At 67.7% G+C, this 16,865-nt stretch carries 16 protein-coding genes; 7 read left to right on the top strand and 9 right to left on the bottom strand.

The genetic code is table 11. The annotated features are described in order from the left end of the window. Nucleotides 1-42: 42 nt before the first annotated feature. The 6 genes from SriyCCGPB3_RS12650 (at nt 43) to SriyCCGPB3_RS12625 (ending at nt 6,439) form a co-directional block, all read left to right on the top strand. Nucleotides 43-486 carry a helix-turn-helix transcriptional regulator gene (locus SriyCCGPB3_RS12650; protein WP_110712613.1) on the top strand — a complete coding sequence of 148 codons (444 nt, stop codon included), beginning with the start codon at nt 43-45 and terminating at the stop codon, nt 484-486. Then, nucleotides 483-1,139, top strand: a complete 657-nt coding sequence (locus SriyCCGPB3_RS12645; protein WP_110712612.1) for a hydrolase — start codon at nt 483-485, stop codon at nt 1,137-1,139. Before SriyCCGPB3_RS12650 ends, SriyCCGPB3_RS12645 begins: the two co-directional genes overlap by 4 nt. 2 nt (nt 1,140-1,141) lie before the next feature. Beyond that, the gene (locus SriyCCGPB3_RS12640) at nt 1,142-1,567 is read left to right on the top strand and encodes a DoxX family protein (protein ID WP_049398467.1); all 426 of its coding nucleotides are present in this window, start codon (nt 1,142-1,144) and stop codon (nt 1,565-1,567) included. 119 nt (nt 1,568-1,686) lie between these two features. After that, entirely contained in the window at nt 1,687-3,534 is a 1,848-nt protein-coding gene (locus tag SriyCCGPB3_RS12635; RefSeq protein WP_180846337.1) for an amidohydrolase, read from the top strand. Further along, nucleotides 3,513-4,796: an alginate export family protein gene (locus tag SriyCCGPB3_RS12630; protein WP_164161977.1), complete on the top strand. Its 1,284-nt coding sequence runs from the start codon at nt 3,513-3,515 to the stop codon at nt 4,794-4,796. Before SriyCCGPB3_RS12635 ends, SriyCCGPB3_RS12630 begins: the two co-directional genes overlap by 22 nt. Next, nucleotides 4,790-6,439: an MFS transporter gene (locus SriyCCGPB3_RS12625; RefSeq protein ID WP_110712609.1), complete on the top strand. Its 1,650-nt coding sequence runs from the start codon at nt 4,790-4,792 to the stop codon at nt 6,437-6,439. Before SriyCCGPB3_RS12630 ends, SriyCCGPB3_RS12625 begins: the two co-directional genes overlap by 7 nt. 123 nt (nt 6,440-6,562) lie before the next feature. Here SriyCCGPB3_RS12625 and SriyCCGPB3_RS12620 read toward each other — a convergent pair whose 3' ends face one another. Next, on the bottom strand, nt 6,563-7,387 hold the full coding sequence (locus SriyCCGPB3_RS12620) for an alpha/beta fold hydrolase (protein WP_350259352.1): 825 nt from the start codon (nt 7,385-7,387) through the stop codon (nt 6,563-6,565). 186 nt (nt 7,388-7,573) lie between these two features. On the opposite strand from SriyCCGPB3_RS12620, the gene SriyCCGPB3_RS12615 reads away from it, so the two are divergent. Further along, nucleotides 7,574-7,969, top strand: a complete 396-nt coding sequence (locus tag SriyCCGPB3_RS12615) for a hypothetical protein (RefSeq protein WP_110712607.1) — start codon at nt 7,574-7,576, stop codon at nt 7,967-7,969. Nucleotides 7,970-8,038: 69 nt separating this feature from the next. Here SriyCCGPB3_RS12615 and SriyCCGPB3_RS12610 read toward each other — a convergent pair whose 3' ends face one another. From SriyCCGPB3_RS12610 to SriyCCGPB3_RS12575, 8 genes are all read right to left on the bottom strand, one after another. Further along, nucleotides 8,039-8,752, bottom strand: coding sequence for a DUF2968 domain-containing protein (locus SriyCCGPB3_RS12610; protein ID WP_164161979.1), 714 nt, complete (start codon nt 8,750-8,752; stop codon nt 8,039-8,041). Nucleotides 8,753-8,851: 99 nt separating this feature from the next. Next, nucleotides 8,852-11,005 carry a TadG family pilus assembly protein gene (locus SriyCCGPB3_RS12605; RefSeq protein WP_180846317.1) on the bottom strand — a complete coding sequence of 718 codons (2,154 nt, stop codon included), beginning with the start codon at nt 11,003-11,005 and terminating at the stop codon, nt 8,852-8,854. Nucleotides 11,006-11,013: 8 nt separating this feature from the next. Then, nucleotides 11,014-11,469 (bottom strand): DUF3613 domain-containing protein, encoded by a 456-nt coding sequence (locus SriyCCGPB3_RS12600; protein WP_350259351.1) that lies wholly within the window; start codon nt 11,467-11,469, stop codon nt 11,014-11,016. After that, nucleotides 11,466-12,344, bottom strand: coding sequence for a Flp pilus assembly protein TadD (locus SriyCCGPB3_RS12595; protein ID WP_350259350.1), 879 nt, complete (start codon nt 12,342-12,344; stop codon nt 11,466-11,468). Before SriyCCGPB3_RS12595 ends, SriyCCGPB3_RS12600 begins: the two co-directional genes overlap by 4 nt. Then, a complete protein-coding gene (locus tag SriyCCGPB3_RS12590) occupies nt 12,344-13,279 on the bottom strand; it encodes a type II secretion system F family protein (protein WP_110712602.1) in 936 nt (311 codons plus the stop codon). Before SriyCCGPB3_RS12590 ends, SriyCCGPB3_RS12595 begins: the two co-directional genes overlap by 1 nt. A 28-nt stretch (nt 13,280-13,307) precedes the next feature. Next, nucleotides 13,308-14,264, bottom strand: a complete 957-nt coding sequence (locus tag SriyCCGPB3_RS12585; RefSeq protein WP_110712601.1) for a type II secretion system F family protein — start codon at nt 14,262-14,264, stop codon at nt 13,308-13,310. Between the two features lie 2 nt (nt 14,265-14,266). After that, nucleotides 14,267-15,616 (bottom strand): CpaF family protein, encoded by a 1,350-nt coding sequence (locus SriyCCGPB3_RS12580; RefSeq protein WP_110712600.1) that lies wholly within the window; start codon nt 15,614-15,616, stop codon nt 14,267-14,269. Continuing rightward, nucleotides 15,601-16,857 carry an AAA family ATPase gene (locus SriyCCGPB3_RS12575; RefSeq protein ID WP_110712599.1) on the bottom strand — a complete coding sequence of 419 codons (1,257 nt, stop codon included), beginning with the start codon at nt 16,855-16,857 and terminating at the stop codon, nt 15,601-15,603. The genes SriyCCGPB3_RS12580 and SriyCCGPB3_RS12575 overlap by 16 nt, the downstream gene beginning before the upstream one ends. Nucleotides 16,858-16,865: the final 8 nt, after the last annotated feature.

The following is a 16,865-nucleotide window of genomic DNA, read 5'->3' as shown; positions in this document are numbered from 1 at the left end:
CTCGACCGACGGGGGTAGGGCATCGCCCGGCGTACACGCACCATGGGCCACCCCTTCGCGGCGCCCCACATGGCCACTGTTTCCCCGTCGGCTTCGCCTGCTGCATCGCTGGCCCCGCACCAGGCGGCGGCATTGCAGCGCGCCCTGCGCTACGTCGACGAGCATCTGTCACAACCGTTGCGGGTGACCGAACTGGCGCAGGCCGCCTGTGTCAGCCGTTTCCATCTGGTGCGCCTGTTCCGCAGCGGCACCGGTGCAAGCCCGCTGCGCTACGTGCGCCGTCGCCGCATCGAACGTGCGCGCCAGTTGTTGCCGGTCGCGCAGCTGCCGATGTCCTGCTTGGCGCAGCAGCTGGGCTTCTTCGACCAGAGCCATTTCGTCCGCAGCTTCCGCGCCGAGACCGGCTGCAGCCCCGGCCAGTACCTGGCCGGTGATGCCGCCCTGTTGCTTCCCCCTGATCGTGTTTCCAACGGAGTCCAACCATGAGCCTTGCCACCGCCACGCCCGCCCCGGCCCTGTTGTCGCCCACCGACCATGCCCTGGTGCTGATCGACTTCCAGTCACAGATGGCGTTTGCTACCCACACCATCGACATCTCCGCGCTGCGCAACAACGTGTCGCTGATCAGCAAGGGCGCCAAGGGCTTCAACGTGCCGGTGCTGCTGACCACCGTTGCCGAAGCGTCGTTCTCCGGCCCGATGTTCCCGGAACTGCCGGAGATCTTCCCGGGCCAGCCGGTGTTCGACCGTACCTCGATGAACACCTGGGAAGACCAGCCGGTGATCGATGAGATCAACCGCATCGGCAAGCGTCGCCTGGTCCTTGCCGGCCTGTGGACCAGCGTCTGCATCGTCGGCCCGGCGCTGTCGGCGCTGGCGCAGGGTTTCGAGGTCTACGTGATCACCGATGCCTGCGGTGATGTCAGCGAAGAAGCACACGAGCGTGCGATCACCCGCATGGTGCAGGCCGGTGCGGTGCCGATGACCAGCGTGCAGTACCTGTTGGAGCTGCAGCGTGACTGGGCGCGTGGTGAGACCTACGACCTGACCACCGGCATCGCCCGCGACCACGCCGGTGGCTATGGCATCGGCATCCAGTACGCCAAGCGCATGTTCGGCGCGCAGGAAGGCGGGCACTGAGCATGCTGGCTGGCCATGGCCTCGACCTGGCCCTGCTGATGCTGCGCGTGGCAGCCGGGGGATTCCTGCTGCCACATGCGCTGGGCAAGCTGTTCGGCTGGTTCGGTGGCCCCGGGCTGGCCGGCTTCGCCACCGAACTGCGCGGCTTCGGCCTGCCAGCGGTGGCACCGCTGCCGCTGCTGCTGGCCCTGCTGCAGGTGCTGTCAGGGCTGGCCGTGCTGCTGGGCTGGCAGACCCGCGTCGCCGCGCTTGCAGCGGCGGCCTTCATCGGCTTCACCGTACTGTTGGCCCTGCCCAAGGGCTGGTTCTGGATGCGCGGCGGCAGCGAGTACCCGTTGATGTGGACCACGGTACTGCTGGCCCTCGCGCTGACCGGGCCCGGCGCCTGGGCACTGGACGGCCAACGCCTTCCGGGAGACCTCGCATGAGTCACGATCCACTCGATCACGGCCGCCGCAACGTGGTGCTGGCCGGCAGCGCCGCGGTGGCGCTGGGCCTGGCCGGCCGTGCCGGTGCCGCACTCGATTCCACTTCCAAGGAGCGTCGCATGAGCACGCTGGTCATCCGCAATGCCCGCATCACCACCCTTGACCCACAGCAGCCGCATGCACAGGCGCTGGCCGTGCAGGAAGGGCGCATCGTTGCCGTCGGCAGCGACGAGGAGATCATGCGTGGCTGGGGCAATGAAGCGACCCTGATCGACGCCCAGGGCCGGCGCCTGCTGCCTGGCCTCAACGACAGCCATACCCACCTGATACGTGGTGGCCTGAACTACAACCTGGAACTGCGTTGGGACGGCCTGCGTTCGCTGGGCGATGCCTTGGACATGCTGAAGGCGCAGGTCGACCGCACGCCTGCACCGCAGTGGGTGCGCGTGGTCGGTGGCTTCACCGCCACCCAGTTCAACGAGAAGCGCCTGCCCACGCTGCAGGAGCTCAACGACATCGCGCCGGATACGCCGGTATTCCTGCTGCACCTGTACGACCGGGCGCTGCTCAACCGCGCCGCGTTGCGCGCCTGCGGCTATACCAAGGACACGCCGGATCCACCGGGCGGGCAGATCGTGCGTGATTCGCTCGGCAACCCGACCGGGCTGCTGCTGGCCAAGCCCAACGCGCTGATCCTGTACGCGACCCTGGCCAAGGGTCCGAAGCTGCCGATCGAGTACCAGGCCAATTCGACGCGCCACTTCATGCGCGAACTGAACCGGCTCGGCATCACCTCGGTGATCGACGCCGGCGGCGGTTTCCAGAACTATCCCGAGGACTACCAGGTCATCGAGCAGCTGCATCGCGATGACCAGCTGACGGTGCGCATCGCCTACAACCTGTTCACCCAGAACAAGGGCAAGGAAGTGGATGATTTCCGCGGCTGGAGCGAGATGCTGCAGCCGCGGCAGGGTGATGACCTGCTGCGCCACAACGGTGCCGGCGAGATGCTGGTGTTCTCCGCGGCCGACTTCGAGCTGTTCAACGAACCGCGCCCGGAACTGCCGCCGGAGCTGGAACCGGAACTGCACGATGTGGTGAAGCTGCTGGTCGAGAAGCGTTGGCCGTTCCGCATCCATGCGACGTACGACGAGAGCATCACCCGCATCCTCGATGTGTACGAACAGGTCAACCGCGAGGTGCCGTTCGATGGCCTGCACTGGTTCATCGACCATGCTGAGACGATCACGCCGCGCAACATCGAGCGCATCCGCGCGCTGGGCGGCGGCATTGCCGTGCAGCACCGCATGGCCTACCAGGGCGAGGCCTTCGTCGAGCGCTACGGCGTGCAGGCCGCGCGGCATACGCCGCCGGTCAAGCGCATGCTGGCCGAAGGCGTGCCGGTCGGTGCCGGTACCGACGCCACCCGCGTGGCCAGCTACAACCCCTGGGTGGCGTTGTCCTGGCTGGTGACCGGACGCACCGTGGGCGGGCTGGCCCTGTATGGCGATGAGAACCTGCTCGAACGCGAGCAGGCGCTGCGCCTGTGGACCCAGGGCAGCGCCTGGTTCTCCGGCGACGAGGCGGTCAAGGGCACGCTGAAGGCCGGCCAGCTGGCCGACTTCATCCTGCTCTCGGCCGATTTCTTCCGCGTGGATGATGCGCAGATCGCCGACATCACCAGCGTGTTGACCGTGGTCGGTGGCCGCATCGTGCATGCCGACGCCGACTATGCCGGGCTTGCGCCGCAGCTGCCGCCGGCGATGCCCAACTGGTCGCCGGTCAACAGGTTCGGTGGCTACCACGTCGGCGGTACCGCCACCGGATTGGCCGCCGCGCACCATCACCATCACGGTGTGGCCTGCAGCACCCACGGCGCGCACGGCCATGCGGCCCGGCATGCTGCACCCACCGACGACCTGACCGCGTTCTGGGGCGCGATGGGATGCTCGTGCTTCGCGTTCTGAGCCTGGCGCTGCTGGCCGCACCCTCGCTGGTGCAGGCCTGCGACGGCGGCCGCTGCAGCGACGCGGGCGACGGCCAACTGCAATGGGAGGCGTCGCTGCGCGTGCGTGGGCTGTACTACGACCCGAGCCGGTTCGGCATTGGCGGTGGCGAGGATGGCTATGGCCTGCTGCGCGCGTTGGCCTCGGCCACCTATGTGGAAGAGACCTGGCAGGCGAAGCTGCAGCTGGGTGTGCATGGTGAAAGTGGCAAGGCCGGCGGCCCGGGTCGTACCGACCGCAGCGCGCTGGATGTGCAGCAGGCGTATTGGCGCTGGCAGCAGGGCGCGTTCCATCTGCAGCTGGGCCGGCAGGAAGCCGGCTATGGCAGTTCACGGCTGCTGTCGGTGCGTGATGGGCCGAACATCCGCCTGGCGTTCGACGGTGCACGTATGGGTTGGAAAGGTAGATTCGGCACGCTTGATCTGATGGCGCTGCGGCCGGTGGAGAACCGGCCGGGCGCCTTTGATGATCGCGGCGAACACGGCGCCCATCTCTGGGGCGCGTATGCCACGACGGCGCGCGGGCAGTGGGCGGGCCAGTGGGATCTGTACCTGCTGGACTACCGCCGCGACGGCGCGCGCTTCGCCGCAGGCAGCGGTACCGAACGTCGGCACACTCTGGGCACGCGCTGGTTCGGCCAGGCCGGTGCACTGGACTGGAACAGTGAGCTGGTGGCGCAGGGCGGTGAACTGCGGACGACCGCCGGCACGCTCGATATCCGCGCCTGGACGCTGGCGACCGATACGGGGTGGCGCTGGACCAACCTGCCGCTGCAGCCGCGGCTGGGGCTGAAGGCCGACATCGCCAGTGGCGATGGCAACCTGCATGACGGCCGGCTGGGAACCTTCAACGCCTTGTTCCCGAAGTCGGCCTATTTCAGCGAGGCCAGCCTGCTGGCCCCGGCCAACCTGATGGACATCCAGCCGACCCTGACCCTGCGCCTGCACGACGCGGTGACGACGGAACTGGGCGTACAGATGGCCTGGAAGCATCGGCGCGCCGATGCGGTCTACACCACGCCGGCACCGCTGGTGGCCTTGCCGGGCAGCGCCGGTGGCGCGCGCCGCATCGGTAATCAGTACAAATCCGAAACCCGCTGGCAGGCCAGCGAACACTGGCAATGGCAGCTGCAGCTGGCCTGGGTCGACGCCGGTCCTGCGCTGAAGCAGGCCGGAGGCCAGGACACGTTGTTCGCCTCGATCGTTGGAGCATGGCAATGGTGAACGCAACCGCGTCGCAACCTTCCGCACAGGCCGCAGGCGCCTGGTCCCCGCTGAAAATCCGGATGTTCCGCTCGATCTGGCTGGCGATCCTGGCCAGCAACATCGGCACCTGGGTCAATGACGTGGCCGCTGCCTGGGTGATGGCCGAGCGTACCGGCTCACCGTTGATGGTGGCCCTGGTGCAATCGGCCACCACGGTGCCGATCGTGCTGCTGGCACTGGCCGCAGGTACCCTGGCCGACATCGTCGACCGTCGCAGGTACCTGCTGGCCACCCAGGGCTGGATGCTGCTGGTCGCGGCGGTGATGGCGGCACTGACCGCGATGGACATGCTGACCCCGCAGCTGCTGGTGCTGCTGACCTTCTGCATGGGCTGCGGTGCGGCGATGGCGATGCCGGCGCAGGCAGCGATCGTGTCCGAACTGGTGCCGCAACCGATGCTGGCCTCGGCGGTGGCGCTGAACTCGATCGGCATCAACATCGCGCGCTCGATCGGCCCGGCCATCGGCGGCGTGATCGTCGCCCAGCTCGGTGCGGTCTGGGCGTTCGGCTTCAACGCCATCACCTTCGCCGCGATGCTGTTCGTGGTGTGGGGCTGGAAGCGCGACCCGAAGCAGTCCAGCCTGCCGCCGGAAGGCTTCGGTGCCGGCCTGAAGGCGGGCCTGCGCTATGCCAGCCGTGCCGGACGGTTGCAGGCGGTGTTGATCAAGTCGGTCGGCTTCTTCTTCTTTGCTGCGGCAATGAATGCACTGCTGCCGGTGGTGGTGCGCGGCCAGATGCAGGGTGGGGCGGGGCAGTACGGCATGCTGCTCGGCTGCATCGGGATCGGTGCCGTGGGTGGTGCGTTGCTGCTGCCGAAGCTGCGTGCGCAGATGGACCGTGACCTGCTGGTGCTGCTGGCCACCCTGTCGCTGGCGCTCAGCCTGGTCGGGCTGGCGCTGACCCGCAGCTGGTACGTGCTGCCATTGGTGATGCTGATCAATGGGTTTGCCTGGATCACCGTGCTGTCGTCGCTGCAGATTGCCGCGCAGACCGCAGTGCCAGCGTGGGTACGGGCGCGTGCACTGGCGCTGTACATCATGGTGTTTTCCGCTGGCATGGCGGCGGGTGGCCTGAGCTGGGGTGCACTGGCGCAGCGCACCTCGCCGGAGCTGGCCTTGCTGGTGGCTGCCGCGGGTGCGGTGATCGGCGGATTGCTGGTGTGGCGCGTCCGCATTGCCGGTACTGAAGACCTGAACCTGCGCCCGGCGGGACACTGGCCGGCACCGGAACTGTCGGTGCCGGTATCCAACGATCGCGGCCCGGTGCTGGTGACCATCGAGTACCGCATTGACGATGCTGATCGCGCCGCGTTCCAGGCGCAGATGCGCGCACTGGGCACGATCCGTCGCCGCGATGGCGCCGTGGTCTGGGGTGTGGTGGAGGACGTGGCCAGCCCGGGCATCCACCTGGAGTATTTCGTGACCCCGTCGTGGCTGGAGCATCTGCGCCAGCACGAACGCATCACTGCCGATGACAAGGCGATCCAGGAAGTGCTGCGCGGGCTGCATCGCGGCGAACGTGCGCCAGTGGTGCGCCACTTCGTGGGTGGGCATGACCCGCTGCCGAAAACCGGTGTCCCGCACCACCACAGCGATATCTGACGTTCTCGTGGTAGAGCCGGCCGCTGGCCGGCTGCGCTGGATCGCGATGGATGATCGGATTGCCGGCCAGCGGCCGGCACTACCGAAGGGGCGGCGGCGCCATTACGGCGCCGCCGCGGCACATCAACTGCGTGCGAACGCCAGCAGATCGGCGTTGAACCGATCGGCGTGGGTGACGGTCAGGCCGTGCGGCGCTCCGGCGTACACCTTCAGTTCGGTGTCCTTGATGATCTGCGAGGACAGCTTGGCCGAGGCATCGAATGGCACGATCTGGTCGTCATCGCCATGCACCACCAGCGCGGGCACATCGATCTTCTTCAGATCCTCGGTGTAGTCCACCTCCGAAAATTCGTGCACGCAGTCGTACTGGCCCTTGACGCCGCCGAGCATGCCCTGCAGCCAGAACGAATCGCGCATGCCCTGGGTAACGGCGTTGCCGTCGCGGTTGGCGCCGAAGAACGGCGTGGTCAGATCCTTGAAGAACTGCGAGCGGTCACCGCCGGTGCCCCTGCGGATGCCGTCGAAGACGTCCAGCGGGGTACCGGCCGGATTGGTGTCGGTCTTCAGCATCAGCGGCGGCACGGCGCCGACCAGCACCACCTTGGCCACGCGCTTGCTGCCGTGGCGGCCGATGTAGTGGGCCACTTCGCCACCACCGGTGGAATGGCCGACCAGGATCGCGTCCTTCAGGTCCAGCGCGTCGATGACCGCGGCGAGGTCGTCGGCGTAGGTGTCCATGTTGTTGCCGTCCCAGGTCTGGCTGGAACGGCCGTGGCTGCGGCGGTCGTGGGCGATCACGCGGTAGCCGTTCTGGCCCATGAACAGCATCTGCGGGTCCCAGGCATCAGAGGACAGTGGCCAGCCGTGCGCGAACACGATCGGCTGGCCGTTGCCCCAATCCTTGTAGAAAATGCGGGCGCCATCGGCGACGGTGACGTAATTGCTCATTGCAGGTTCCTTGGCGGAAGGGAGGGAAGGTACTGGCAGCGGTGCCAGTGCCTTCGGCAGTACATCGCAGCGCACATCGGACGGCTTGCACGGCTGTGCTGGATTGCCCGGGCTGTGACGCATATCGCTCTGGCATGAAGCGGCCACCGCGCCGACGATGGCGGCAGCCTGGTCGAGGAGCCCGCGATGCCGAGACTGCGATGCAGCCCGCTGTTGTGCCTGCTGCTGGCCACGGCAGCGCAGGCACAGAGCAATGTCTACAAGTGCGTGGATGGACCGCATGCGGTGTACCAGCAGACGCCCTGCCAGGGACGTGCGGAATGGCGCTGGGAGGTGCCGGCGGAGGCGTCGCTGTCGCGTGGACCGGTGCCAGAGGCAGCCAGGACGGCCAGTGTCGTTCCGGCTCGACCTCGTGCCGCGCGGGTGGGACGGGCACGGGCCGCGCTGATACCCATCAGCGCGGATCCCGGCGCCTGTGAGCGTGCGCGGCAGCAGCGCGGGAAGGTGCTGGCCAAGGCCAAGCGCCTGGACTTCGTACAGCGTCGGCAGCTCGATGACGCGGTGTACGACGCGTGCCGCTGAATCCGCTAATGCTGGAAACGACAACGGCGCCCAAGGGCGCCGTCGTGCGGGACTACTGGGCGTTGGCCTTCAGCGACCGTCGCTGGCGGCGGCGGGTGCCGGCGAGGGCACGCTGTCCGGCTTGGGCAGGCTCAGCTCCGGGTTGCCCTGTTCGGCCTGCAGGATCTGGATGCGGCGTTGCAGGGCGTCCAGCTGGCTGTTGGTGCTCTGCACGTCGCTGCTCAGGCTGACCGCCTGCTGCTGGGCCTGCTGCAGGGCGGCGCTGACCTGCGCCGACTGCGCCTGCTGCTGTTCCATTTCCTGCTGCAGGGTGCGCAGGCGTTCTTCGTTGTAGGCCACCAGGCGCTCGGTGTAGCGCTTGCCGGCTTCCAGGCGGGTGGTGTCGATGTAGACCTGGGCCAGCTGCTCGGACTGCTGGGCGAAGGTGCGGTAGACACGTTCGGCGTTGTCCACCGCGTCGGTCTTGATCACCCGCCAGAAGTTCTTCTCCTGGAACAGCGCGACGTAGTAGGTCAGGGTGTTGGCGTTGAACAGCAGGCTGGCGCCGTAGTTGCCGTTATAGGTGGTGCGCAGCTCGGTCAGCTGGCGCGCATCCATCAGCTGCTTGAGCTCGTCAACGGTGTTGCGCACCACCGGCGCGCTGCGCGTGGCCGGCTCGGCGGCAGCGTCGCGGTCGCCACGTGCGGCCATCGCCGCCGGTGCCACCAGCATCATGGCCACGGCCAGCAGTGCCGCGCCGCGCGCGTGCCGGGCGAAGACCGCGCCCCCTGAAGTTTCTCGCATGTCTAGACCATCCACGGATGAGTGTGGGTTGAGATGAAGGTGGTTCCCCGCCGGGAGTCTAGCATGGGCGCGGGCGCCGCCAAGGGCGCCCGTCACGGGTCAATAGACCAGCTGTGCCGCGCTGCACTGGATCGACTGCACATTGACGTCGGTGCGACCCAGTTCCAGCCCCAGCACGCTGGCCAGCAGGTTGGTCAGCAGGGTGCCGACACTGTTGAGGACCGGGCGCAGCGCGGCCAGGATCGGCTTCAGCAGCGTACACAGCAGCCCGCTGCAGCTGACACTGCCATCGGGGTTGGTGACGCCGGTTCCACCGGCACCATCGAGGAAGCCGGCCGGCGCGGTCTGGATGTACGAGGCGAGATTGTTGCGCACGCAGCCGTTGTAGTCGATCAGGTTGCCGAGCAGGCTGTCGCAGCGGTTGATCAGCAGGCCGCCGACCAGTGAGCCGAGCAGCCCGTCGAGCACGCCCAGGCCCTGGCCGGTGACGGTGACATTGAACGCATCCCAGACCGGCCCGTCCTTGTGGCAGGTGGCCAGGTTCAGCAGGCCGCAGGCGTAGGGCAGGCCACCGGGTACGTTCCAGCTGTTCAGCGGCGCCAGCTGCCGGCTGGGGTCGCCATCGCGCAGCAGCGGAATCAGCTTGTTGACGTCATAGCGCGTGTTGGGCGGAAAGGCCGCCTGCAGGTAGCGGTCGGCCAATGCCTTGGCCGTGTCGTTGGCGCTCATGCCCTGTTTGGGCGAGCTGAGCATGCCCGACAGCACCCGCAGCAGTTCATTGACCAGATCCGACACCGCGTTGCCTACTGCCAGCGGGTTGATCCGGGTCGATGCAGTCTCGCCGGCGGCCAGAGTCAGGTTCTGCGAGCTGGTCAGGGCGGGCAGGGTGATCTTGTCATTGATCAAGGGTTGTCCGAGCAGCTTCAGCAACTGCTCGTTCTTCAGGGTGGCGTCGCAGACATTGCTCTTGGAGAAGCGTTGCGCAGGGTCGACATTGCCGACACAGGCGCGCAGCACCGACGAATCGACCTGGATGGTGGCCTTCTGTGGGCTGGCGCCGCATTGGATGCCGGTCAGCGTGCCCATCGCATTGGCGACATCGACATGCAATGGCAGGTGCAGGCGCGTGCCGAGCAGATTCAGCAGCGGGCCCACCGCGAACAGGTTATTGCTGTCCACGTCTACCATCAGCCGCACCTGGGCGTTGTACGCGCGCGTGCCGACGCCGCCGATGGCGATCGAGGGCGGCTCCACCACGCCGGCCTGGATGTTGATGCCCAGCAGATCCAGTCCCTTCACCGCCACGCCATTGCCATCGTTGGCGATGGAGATGGCGGTACTGATCAGGTTGAGCACGTTGACCTTCGTTTCCAGCGCGCTGCCGACGGTGCCATCGGGTGAGACAACTTCCGCGAACAGGCCACCGCCGCCGGACTGGCTGCCCAGCACGATGTTGAGCTTGTTGATGTCCAGCTGGGTGGCGACCAGGTCGGACAGGGCGCGCAGCTGCACGCCCACGGTGGTATCGCGGCCGACCACGGTGGCCGTGGCATCGACCAGCTGCGCCAGCGAGATCTTGTTGACCGACAGCAGGCGATTGAAGTCGGCCACGCTGAGATTGGCGGTGACCGGGATGTTCAACGCCTTGAGCAGGCCCGACGGGGTGATGTTGGCCTGGGCCAGACCGTCATAGGAGAGCACGGTGGCGTTGGTGACATCCAGGCCGACCAGGCGCAGGGTCGACAGCAGTACCGAGTCGCCATTGGTGCGCAGCAGCTGCGAACCGACCGCGAATACCGCTGTCGGTTCGGAACGTCGGGCTACCGCCTGCACGCTGACGGTGGGCAGGCTGGTGTTCTGGCCGAAGAACGGCAGCACGCTGCGCTGCGCGACCACCTGCACTGCATTGCGCGGATTGGCGGCATCGACGCTGGTGATGAAGCGGTTCGTGGTGGCGCGTGTGGCGCTCCAGTTGCCGCAGCGGATCTGCAGGGTGCCCGGGAACTTGTTCTGGGTGACTGCGCTCTGCCGTGCTGCGCTGTTGTCGCTGTTGTCCGAGGTGCACAGCTCCAGTCGTTGCGCACCGGCCAGCGCGGCCAGGTCGGCGACCTTCTGCGCGTCACGCTTGGCCCAGAACAGGTAGCCGATCTCGATCAGGCCCAGCATTGCCAGCAATGCCAGCATGACCAGCATCATGGTGACCGACATGCCACCGCGCGGGCGGCTGAAACTGAACTGGCGTGGGCGTTTCATGGCCTACCTCAGCGTCCGGATGAGGATGTTCCCTTGGACTTGGCGACATCGGTTTCAAAGAAGTCCGGGATCTCGTGTTCGAAACTCTTGATGTAGCGGGCATAGCTCAACGTGGCCTGGTCGCCGAGGATCGGCAGGCGCTGGCCGGCCTGCTGGCCCGATGCCTGCAGGCGGAACAGGCCGCGGGCGGTATCGCCGATCTGGCTGCGTGCAGGGCGGACCACCGGTGCGGCGGCATCAGTGGCGGCGATCGCCGCCGGCATCGCGGCAGGTGCCGGCGGGGCTGGCGCGGACAGGTCCACAGTCGTCAGCGCCTCGGACTGCAACGGTTGCGAGGCCGGTGAGGGGCTGCCGCCGCCGAGCATCTGCCCGGTCAACGGCTGTTGCTGCGCCTGCGCGGCGCCTGCAATCAACAGGCAGGCCAGCACTGGCAACAGGCGTCGGGTCAGGAGCGTTGCGGTCATGGTGTGTTCCCGTTCGGGTGATCAGAGGTGCTGAAGCGTTCCAGCATCGAAGGCGGCAGGCGCTGCGGATCGCGCTCATCGCGGGTCTCGCGGCGCGGCTCGACGGCCAGTCGTGTGTTGCCTGCAGTACTGCTGGCGACGGCACGCGGCGGTGGCGGGGCGGTTGCCGAGGCTGCGGTTGTGGCCTGGCGCTGCTGCAGGCGGGTGCGGATCTGCGCGGCCTGCTGCTGGATGCTGCGCCGTGTGTCCTCGTTGAGGTTGGCCTGCTGGGCCAGGCGCTCGGCGGTGGCGGTATCGCCGCGCAGCACGGCCCACAGGGCGAGGTTGGCGGTGGCCTTGGCGTTGCCCGGGGACAGTTCCAGCGCCTTGGCCAGCGGCTCCCGCGCCTGTTCGAACTGGCCGGCCCGCAGGCGCGCGTAGCCGAGGTCGCCCAGGTAGTCGGTGTTCAGCGGTTGCAGTTGCGTGGCACGGGCCAGCGCCTGTTCACTGCCGGCATCGTCATCACGGCGCGCGGCGATCAGGCCAAGCCCGTGTGCGGCCGCGGCGGCCTGGGAGCCACTGGAAAGATCGCGGTACAGGGCGATCGCTGCGTCGGCCTGGCCGGTTTCGCGCAGCGCATCGGCCTGCAGCAGGCGCAGCGCCGGCGGATCGCCGTAGCGCTGGCGGAAAGCGTCCACGTGGGCCAGCGAGGCATACCAGGCGCCCTGCAGCTGCATGCGCCCGATCAGTTCCAGGTAGGCGTTGCGGCTGTCCTGCGGCGCCGGTTCGGGGGCGGCCAGGCTGGGTGCACGCAGGTACTTCGGCGTCGTCGACGCGCAGCCGCTGGCGGCGGCGGCGAGCACAAGCAGCAGGCAGGAGGTGCGCAGGGCAGGCATCAGGGCGATCCCATCTTGGACATGGTGGTGGCCAGCGCGACCAGCGCCGGGCCGGCAAGGACCAGCATCAGCGCTGGCAGCAAGGTCAGCATCATCACCACGGTCATCTTCACCGAGAGCTTGCCGACCTTTTCCTTCAGTGTGTTGCGACGCTGTTCGCGCAGCCGGATGCTGAACTGCCGCAGCGGCTCCTGCACCGCGCCGCCATGCGCGTGCACCTGCAGGATCAGCTGCATCAGGCTGGTCAGGTCATCGTCGGCATAGACTTCGCTCAGGCGCCGCAACGACTGCGCGCGCGTGCGGCCATGGGTGTAGGCGACGTTGGCCTCCTGCAGCTCGGTGCCGAGTACCGGCAGCGCATCGCGCAGCTTGTCGCCCAGCGTCTGCAGGCTCTGGTCCATGCTGAAGCCCACGCCCTGCAGCAGGCGCAGCAGGTCGATCAGCAGCGGCAGCTCGTTGTCGACCGCACGCCGGCGCCGCTTTACCCAGGAGGAGAGAATGAACTTGGGCAGCAGCAGGCCCGCGGCGAGCGCACCAATCATCATCATGATCCTGGCCCACCCCGTGACGCTGCTGAACGTCAACGCCAGCACCAGCACCAGCACGGCCAGCAGCAGGCGCAGGCCGAGGTAGATGGCGGTACCACGGCGGGTGTTCCACCCGGCCAGATCCAACAGCAGGCGGTCTTCATTGGCCAGCAATGCCGTTTCCAGACGACCGCCACTGAGGGCGCGGCCGAAGCGTTCCAGCCAGCCCAGCGAATCGCGCCGTGCAGCTTCGGTGTCACGGGACTCTTCGCGCGGCTGCAGGGCCGTCTTCAGCGTGGCCGTTGTACGCTGCTCACGATGGCTGCGTATCCAGCCGCCGATACCGAGCAGGGCGACGCCGGCGGCCAGTACCAGAAGGGAGAGGGCGAACCAGGCGCTGGCGCTCATCGGTCTTCTCCAGGGGAGTGGTGGTCGTTCATAGCGACTTGGCCAGGCGATACAGCAGGAAGCCACCGGCCAGCTCCATGCCCAAGGCAATCAACAGGATCTTGTGACCGAGTGGGTCGTGCAGCACCGGCTGGAAGAAGTCCGGGCTGGCGATCGCCATCAGTACGGCGCAGGCCGGTGGCAGCAGGCCCAGCACCCAGGCCGACATGCGCGTCTCCGAAGTCGTCGCTGAAAGCTCCTGCTGGGCCTGCTCCAGGTCGCGCATGAAATCGCCCATGCGCTGGAGGATCTGGTCGGAGCGGCCACCGATGCGCACGCTGACACCGATCACTACCGACAGCACCTTCAGCACATCCATGCGATAGGGATGGGCGGCCTGTGCGAGCGCGCGGTCCAGCTCCATCCCACTGCGCGCGAAGCGCACCGTGGTGTCCAGCAGGCCGCGCAGCGGCGCGCTGGTCTGCATCGACGCAACCTGGAAGGCGGCCTGCAGGCTGTTGCCCAGTGCGGTCAGCCGCACCAGGTTGTCGAGGAAGTCCGGCAACTGGTGCAGCAGCTGCGCACGCAGTTTCGTGGTCCGCCGCATCACCCACAGCCAGCAGCCCAGCAGGTACAGCAGCAGGGTCAGCGGGAACATCCATGCGGTGCCGAGCCGCAGTGTTGCCACCACCGCAAGCACCAGGCCGGGTACCAGCAGCATGATCGGCAGCTTCCAACCCGTCTGCAGGCCTGCGCGCTGCAGCAGGCCGTCCAGTGGCAGCACGCGTCGCCCGCTGCCGGCGGGTCGCGCAGGATCGTTGGCCGCGGTGACGGACGGTCCGGCAGGTACCCCGCCGCCGGCACTGCCACGCGCCAGCTGCTGCTCGGCGTGCTGCATCGAGGCCTGGCGCTGTTCGCGGCTGCTGGCCGTGCCCCACAGCCAGACCGCCAGCGCCACCAGCACCGAAATGATGCTCAACACGCCCAGCAGCAGGCCGGTGCCCATGCTCAGAAGTCTCCGTACAACGATTCGCGCAGCTGCTGGCGGAACGGCTCCAGCTTGTGCGAATGCGGATGGAAGCCCAGCCCGATCCAGCGATCGGTCTCCTTGCCGCTGCCGTCGATCTGCAGCTCGTGGCGGAACATCTCCTGGGTGGTGATCAGGTTGTCGCTGACGCCGGTGATCTCGGTGATCGAGACCAGCACACGGCGCCCGCTGCCCAGGCGCGAGATCTGCACGATGAAATCGATGGCACTGGCAATTTGCCGGCGCAGGCTGTCCTCGCTGCCCTGGAACCCGGCGAACCCGGCCAGCATCTCGATGCGGTACAGGCAGTCGCGTGGCGAGTTGGCATGGATGGTGGCCATCGAGCCGTCATGGCCGGTGTTCATCGCCTGCAGCATTTCCAGCACCTCGGCGCCACGTACCTCGCCGACCACGATACGGTCCGGGCGCATGCGCAGGCTGTTGCGGACCAGGTCGCGGATGCTGACCGCACCGTGGCCCTCCGCGCCGCCGATGCGGCTTTCCAGCCGTACTACATGCGGGTGGTTGAGCGACAGTTCGGCGGTATCTTCGACGGTGATCACGCGCTCGTTCGGGGGCACGTAGCTGGCGAGTGCATTCAGCAGCGAGGTCTTGCCCGAACTGGTGCCGCCGGACACCAGGATGTTGCAGCGGCCCAGCACCATGGCCTTCAGCAAGGCCTGCATCGGCGCATCGAAGGTGCCCTTGGCCAACAGTTCGTCGGGGGTGAACGGATCCTTGCGGAACTTGCGGATGGAGACCATCGGCCCGTCCACCGCCAGTGGCGAGATGATCGCATTGAGGCGGCCACCATTGGGCAGGCGCGCATCGACCATCGGATTGGAGTCATCCAGGCGGCGGCCGAGCGGGGCCAGGATGCGGCGCAGGATGCGCAGCAGGTGCGTGTCATCGGTGAAGCGCTGGGTGGCGCGCTTGAGCTGGCCGCCCTGCGAGACGTGCACGTCCTTGAAGCCGTTGATCAGGATGTCTTCGATGGACGGATCGTGCAGCAGGTCGTCCAGCGGCCCGAAGCCGGTCAGTTCCTTGACCAGCCCTTCGGCGACCACCTGCATCTCTTCCTCGTTGATCGGAATGCGCCATTCCTGGATGAAGCCCACGGTCTGCACCTGCACCCAGCGGGCGATGGTGTCAGGGGCCCAGGAATCGATGTCGATGCGCTCGTCCTCGATGCTGTTGAGCAGGTGCTCATGTGCGGCCGACAGCACCTTCTGGTACTGCTCGGTCTGCGCGAACGGCTGGTGGCCCGGTGTACTGTCGGGCAGCACCGGGCGGGTGGCGGCATGCGGGAACGGGGTTACCTTGTCTTCCATTGCGATCCACCCAGGGCAAGGGAGAGTCTTTCCCGCAGGCCTTGCGCCTGGACCGGGCAGGCCGCCGGGTCCAGGCGCGAGACGAGCGGGGCGAGGGCACGCAGATAGGGGTCGCGCGGCGCGTCCTGCAGCAGCAGGTGGCCCTGGCTTGCGGCCAGGCGCACGCGCGGGCGCTCAGGCAGAGTGGCCAGCAGAGGCACCTCGAAGCGGCGCGCGATCTGCTCCGGGCTCATGCCGCTGCTGTCGTCGTGGCGGTTGATCACCAGCTGCAGGCGTTTTTCGCGTTCGCGTTGCCCGGCCAGATGCTTCAGGGCCTGGTCGAGCGACACCAGGGTGGCGATCGAAGCGTCGGTGACCAGCCAGATCTCGTCCGCCTGGTCCAGCAGCAGCGGTGGCAGCTGCCGCAACGGGCAGCCACCGGCATCGCACAACACGCTGGCGAAGACGCCGCGCAGGCGCTGCAGCAGCGCGCCGGGATCGGACGGCGGCACCGCATCGCTACCGCTCGCACGGTCCAGCAGGACCAGCCCGGAATCGTGACGTGCCATCGCGGTGCGGGCGAGGGTGGCATCAATGCGGCTGGCGTTGCGCAGTGCGTCTTCGTAGTGGAAGCGGCTGTCCAGGTTGAGGTACAGCGCCAGATCGCCTGAAGGCTGTGCCAGCTCCATCAGCAGGCCATCCTGCTGCAGGGCCTCGCCCTGGGCGAGCGCACGTGTCTGTTGTGCCAGCACCGACAGGTGCGCGGCCAGGGTGCTGGTGCCGACGCCGGCACGCACGCCCAGCAGCACGATCAAGCGTGCCTTGTGCGCGTGCTGTGCTGCGGCGGCCGGCCGTGGCGACAGCGCCCGGCGCAACGCTGCTTCGATGCCGATATTGTCGCTGTCCAGGTCCAGCACGTCGCGCAGTCCAACGCGCAGGGCCATCACCACGCCTTCCACCTGGCCTGCGCTGGTGGCGCCGACTGCAACCAGCATCAGGTCCGGTTCGGTCTGCTGCAGCTGCTGTGCAAGCACGCTTGAGGCGGCCGCGTGCTCCGGGCGGAAGTCGAGCAGCACCAGGCTCTGCGGCCCTCGCTGCAGGTCCTGTGCAGAGGTCGGGGTACTGCTGTCCTGCCAGTGCAGGGTGGTGGTCGGCGGCAGCTTTGCCGCCAGCCGGGGCAGCAGTTCGCGATCGATTCCGTACAGGACCAGGTTCATCGGTGGTCCTTGCGGATGCAGCGGCTGGGCGGTGGCGTAGGGCATGGGCGTGG

Source organism: Stenotrophomonas riyadhensis, assembly GCF_040256885.1.
GTDB classification, from domain to species: domain Bacteria; phylum Pseudomonadota; class Gammaproteobacteria; order Xanthomonadales; family Xanthomonadaceae; genus Stenotrophomonas; species Stenotrophomonas riyadhensis.
The sequence above is the reverse complement of the archived record's forward strand: the minus strand, read 5'-3'. Positions and strand labels throughout refer to the sequence as shown.

Bases quoted from the DNA above. Each gene is read 5' to 3' on its own strand.
- SriyCCGPB3_RS12650 (WP_110712613.1), top strand. From the start codon at position 43: ATGGGCCACCCCTTCGCGGCGCCCCACATGGCCACTGTTTCCCCGTCG.
- SriyCCGPB3_RS12645 (WP_110712612.1), top strand. From the start codon at position 483: ATGAGCCTTGCCACCGCCACGCCCGCCCCGGCCCTGTTGTCGCCCACC.
- SriyCCGPB3_RS12640 (WP_049398467.1), top strand. From the start codon at position 1,142: ATGCTGGCTGGCCATGGCCTCGACCTGGCCCTGCTGATGCTGCGCGTG.
- SriyCCGPB3_RS12635 (WP_180846337.1), top strand. From the start codon at position 1,687: ATGAGCACGCTGGTCATCCGCAATGCCCGCATCACCACCCTTGACCCA.
- SriyCCGPB3_RS12630 (WP_164161977.1), top strand. From the start codon at position 3,513: ATGCTCGTGCTTCGCGTTCTGAGCCTGGCGCTGCTGGCCGCACCCTCG.
- SriyCCGPB3_RS12625 (WP_110712609.1), top strand. From the start codon at position 4,790: ATGGTGAACGCAACCGCGTCGCAACCTTCCGCACAGGCCGCAGGCGCC.
- SriyCCGPB3_RS12620 (WP_350259352.1), bottom strand. From the start codon at position 7,387: ATGAGCAATTACGTCACCGTCGCCGATGGCGCCCGCATTTTCTACAAG.
- SriyCCGPB3_RS12615 (WP_110712607.1), top strand. From the start codon at position 7,574: ATGCCGAGACTGCGATGCAGCCCGCTGTTGTGCCTGCTGCTGGCCACG.
- SriyCCGPB3_RS12610 (WP_164161979.1), bottom strand. From the start codon at position 8,752: ATGCGAGAAACTTCAGGGGGCGCGGTCTTCGCCCGGCACGCGCGCGGC.
- SriyCCGPB3_RS12605 (WP_180846317.1), bottom strand. From the start codon at position 11,005: ATGAAACGCCCACGCCAGTTCAGTTTCAGCCGCCCGCGCGGTGGCATG.
- SriyCCGPB3_RS12600 (WP_350259351.1), bottom strand. From the start codon at position 11,469: ATGACCGCAACGCTCCTGACCCGACGCCTGTTGCCAGTGCTGGCCTGC.
- SriyCCGPB3_RS12595 (WP_350259350.1), bottom strand. From the start codon at position 12,344: ATGCCTGCCCTGCGCACCTCCTGCCTGCTGCTTGTGCTCGCCGCCGCC.
- SriyCCGPB3_RS12590 (WP_110712602.1), bottom strand. From the start codon at position 13,279: ATGAGCGCCAGCGCCTGGTTCGCCCTCTCCCTTCTGGTACTGGCCGCC.
- SriyCCGPB3_RS12585 (WP_110712601.1), bottom strand. From the start codon at position 14,264: ATGGGCACCGGCCTGCTGCTGGGCGTGTTGAGCATCATTTCGGTGCTG.
- SriyCCGPB3_RS12580 (WP_110712600.1), bottom strand. From the start codon at position 15,616: ATGGAAGACAAGGTAACCCCGTTCCCGCATGCCGCCACCCGCCCGGTG.
- SriyCCGPB3_RS12575 (WP_110712599.1), bottom strand. From the start codon at position 16,857: ATGCCCTACGCCACCGCCCAGCCGCTGCATCCGCAAGGACCACCGATG.